Annotated in this window: 3 protein-coding genes; all 3 read right to left on the reverse strand. The window is 70.0% G+C overall.

The features are described 5' to 3' along the window. The coding region (locus AC3XYG_RS23930) for a hypothetical protein (protein ID WP_489142371.1) at positions 1–462 on the reverse strand (462 nt) is incomplete at its 3' end. 141 nt (positions 463–603) lie between these two features. Beyond that, positions 604–1,113, reverse strand: coding sequence for a Csu type fimbrial protein (locus AC3XYG_RS23935; protein ID WP_489142372.1), 510 nt, complete (start codon positions 1,111–1,113; stop codon positions 604–606). Beyond that, positions 1,110–3,323: fimbria/pilus outer membrane usher protein (locus AC3XYG_RS23940; RefSeq protein ID WP_489142373.1), on the reverse strand; the 2,214-nt coding region annotated here is incomplete at its 5' end. The genes AC3XYG_RS23940 and AC3XYG_RS23935, both read right to left, overlap by 4 nt.

The raw sequence follows: 3,323 nt of genomic DNA on the forward strand, positions 1-3,323 counted from the left end.
GTGCAGGCCGTTCGAATCGACCGTCCAGCTGCCCTGCAGCGACGTCCAGGTCGGGTTGGCGGTGTAGTTGCCGTCGCTGAAATCGTCGCTGAAGACGCGGGTGCCGGCGAGCGAGGCCGCCGCTGCCGGTGCCGGCGCGGCGGGTGCCGCCGCAGGCGCAGGGGCCGGAACCGGTGCGGCGGGTGGCGCGGCCGGCAAAGGGGCTGCCGGGACCGGGGCGGCGGCCGAGGCGGAATAGCGCTGCTTCAGCCCCTTCAGGTCGGCGATGAAATCGGGGCTGGCCGCCTTGTCGCGCTCGGCCTGTTCGATCATCCGCGACAGGTCGTCCAGCAAGGCCTTGGTCTGGTCCTGCTGCGGCGGCTGCCATGGGGCATAGCGTTGCGTCGTGGTCTGCGCCACCGCAGTGGTGGACAGGAGGGCTGCGGCGAGGGCGGGCAGAAGGATGGCTCGGACGGGTTTCATCAAGGGCTCCGCTTCCAGGTCGCGACGACAGGACACGCCGTTCTGACGTGCCGGGCGGGCGGGCTCAAGCCTTTCCGACCGGCGCGGGAGAAAAACGCCCGGCGGCGCCGCCGGTTCCTGCGATGCGGCCGAATGGTCGGGCTAGAGACAGAGCGAGATGCCGTTATAGGTCACCGTCACGGTCAGGCTGTCCGTGTAGTTGCCGGGGGCGATCCCGGTGCTGACCGGGATGCGGCCGTAGAAGGTGATCGGTTCGACCCAGCCGCTGCCGATGGCGCCGAGCAGCCGGCAGCGCGACTGGACCGTGGTGCCGCCGGTGCCGTCGCCCCAGACGGTGGTGCGGGTGCCGCTGTCGAAGCCGTTATAGGCCAGAGTCGGCGTGCCGGCGCTCATCCGCCGGGGCGAGAAGGTGCCGGATCCGCCTGAACTGACCGCGACCGTGTAGTTGATGCCGAGGCACAGCACCGGGCAGACGCAGCTCACGGTGACGGTCGCCGTGGTGTCGAGCACCGTGCCCGACAGCGGCGCGAAATTGCCGAAGGCCAGGGACGTCGTGGTGACCGTGCAGCTTTCACCCAGGGCAAAGGCCGGCCCGCTGCGCAGGACGCACAGCAGCAGGACCAGCAACGCGGCCGGCAGGAGCCGTCTCATGGCGTTCCTCCACAGGTGACCGGGCCGATCTGGGGCATCTCGCCCGGCACCGGGGCAAAGGCGAAGGCAACCCGGCACTGGCTGCCATCGGGCAGCGTCACGGTCCCGGTATTCTCCGGCTGCAGGCCGGTGGCGTAGGCCAGCCCGTCATAGCCGACCGGCAGCGGCTCCGCCCTGCCGTCCAGCGCCAGGGTGGCGCCGGGCGGCACCGCGCTGCCGTCGGGACGGTGCAGCAGCACGGTGGCCGCGTCGCCGACCTGCACCGGGAAATGCACGACGATGCCGCTACGGTCGGCCGGCACCACGCTGCGGCGGGTGTCGTCGAAGGCGGCGTCGGCCGGCAGGTCGGCGACGTCGATCGACATCTTGTTCGCCTCATAGGCGCGCAGGCCGCGGACCAGCAGCTGGCCGCTGCCGTTGGTGCGCCCCATCTCCCGGTTTTCCAGCGTCACGCCGACATTGGGCACGCCGGTGTCGACCACGGCGAAGCTGTCATCGATGCGCTGGCCCAGGAACACGCCGCCGCCAGCGGTGGTGATCGAGCCACGGACCTCGCCCCGCACGCTGGTCGCGCCGTCGATCTGGTCGGCCGAGGCGGTGAAGTCGGCCATCGCCGTGCGGTAGTCGACCTGGCCGTAATAGCGGCGGAGATCGCCCTCGCTGGCCTGCAGGTTGACCACGAGGCCACGGTCGGTGACCCCGGTGTCCTGGGTGTAGCTGGCCCGCTGGGTCAGCCAGCGCTGGCCGTTCTGCGCGTTGGCATCGAGGCCGAAATTGGTGTTGCCGCCGAACGGGACCGACAGCGACAGCATCACCCCGCCATTCGACCGGTCCTGCAGGTCGAGGAAGGCCGTCGCCATCAACTGCACGTCATCGACCAGCGTCACGGTGTAGCTGCCGGATGCGATCCGCGACCGGCCGAAGCGCGACTGGTCGGTGTCGATATAGGCGATGCCGAAGGCCCCCACGCGATCGAAATTCACGCTGAAGTTCAGCCGGGTGGCGCTGCGCTGCACGATGTCGTCCTGGATCGCCGCGACGTCCTTGTAGGTGCCGATCGTGCCGGTGCGCTGCAGGCCGATGTTCCAGCGCGGGTCGAGATGCTCGACCCCGACCGAGTATTGCAGCCCGCTGTCGCCGTCGGCCCGGCTGCCGGCGACCGAGGCGTTGACGGTGCCGAGGGTGCCGACGCCGTAGACCGCGCCGATGCCGCCGAGCACCACGTCGCGGCCGGCCTCGACATGCGATTCCAGGGTCAGGGTGTCGTCGACGCCGTAGCGCAGCGAGCCGATGCCGGCAAAGCCGGAGTAATCGGCGCTTTCCTCGCCGTAGCGGCGGCGGATCGTGCCGGCCTCGAAGGAATAGTCGGTGAAGCCTTCGCGCAGCAGGTCGCGGCTGGCGTAGAAAGGCAGCGTCTGCACCGTCTCGCGGCCCAGCGCATCGCGCACCACCACCTGGGCGTTGCCGCCGCCGGTCAGCACCGGCAGGTCGTTGATCTCGAACGGGCCGGGCTTCACGTCGGACGAGAACTGCTTCACGTTGTCGACATAGACATCGACCGTGGACGGCACCGCCGCATCGCCACCGAATCGGGGGATCGGGAAGGTGACGAGATCCGGCCGCAGCGAGTAGTCGCGGTCGATCTGGCCGCCGAACATGCGCACCGGCCGGGTCCAGGCCAGGCCGCCGCTGATGAAGTCGCCCAGGCGGTAGCGGCGCAGCGCGTCCGGGTCGGAATAGGTCCAGGTCGAATCCAGCCGGATCAGGCGCTGGCCGTTGCGGATGCCGTCATCGCCGAGGCTGCCGATGAAGCTGCTGTCGAGCACGCCCAGCGGGCCGAAGACCCGGCCCTCGAACAGGCCGGAGCCAGAGGTCGAATCGTCGCTGCGGGTGCCGAGCAGGTCGTAGTTCAGCAGCACGCCGTAGTCGCTGTCGGCCTGGGTCACGCGCTTGTCCCGCGCGCCGATCACGATCGGCTGGCGGGCCGATTCGGGCAGGGTGATCGTCAGCGCCTGCCCCGGCTCGTCATAGTCGTAATGCAGCCCGGAGATGCTGGCGAGCGGGACCAGCCCGTCCCCGGTCGCCCCGCCTTCGGGCGGCCTCACCCCCACCGCCTGCAGCTCCTCGGGTGTTGCATACAGGGTCCCATCGCGCTCCACGAAGCCTCCGATCAGGTCCTGCTTCTGGCCGTTGATGGTCACGTCCAGATA

The sequence above is a fragment of the Inquilinus sp. genome (genome assembly GCF_057815775.1).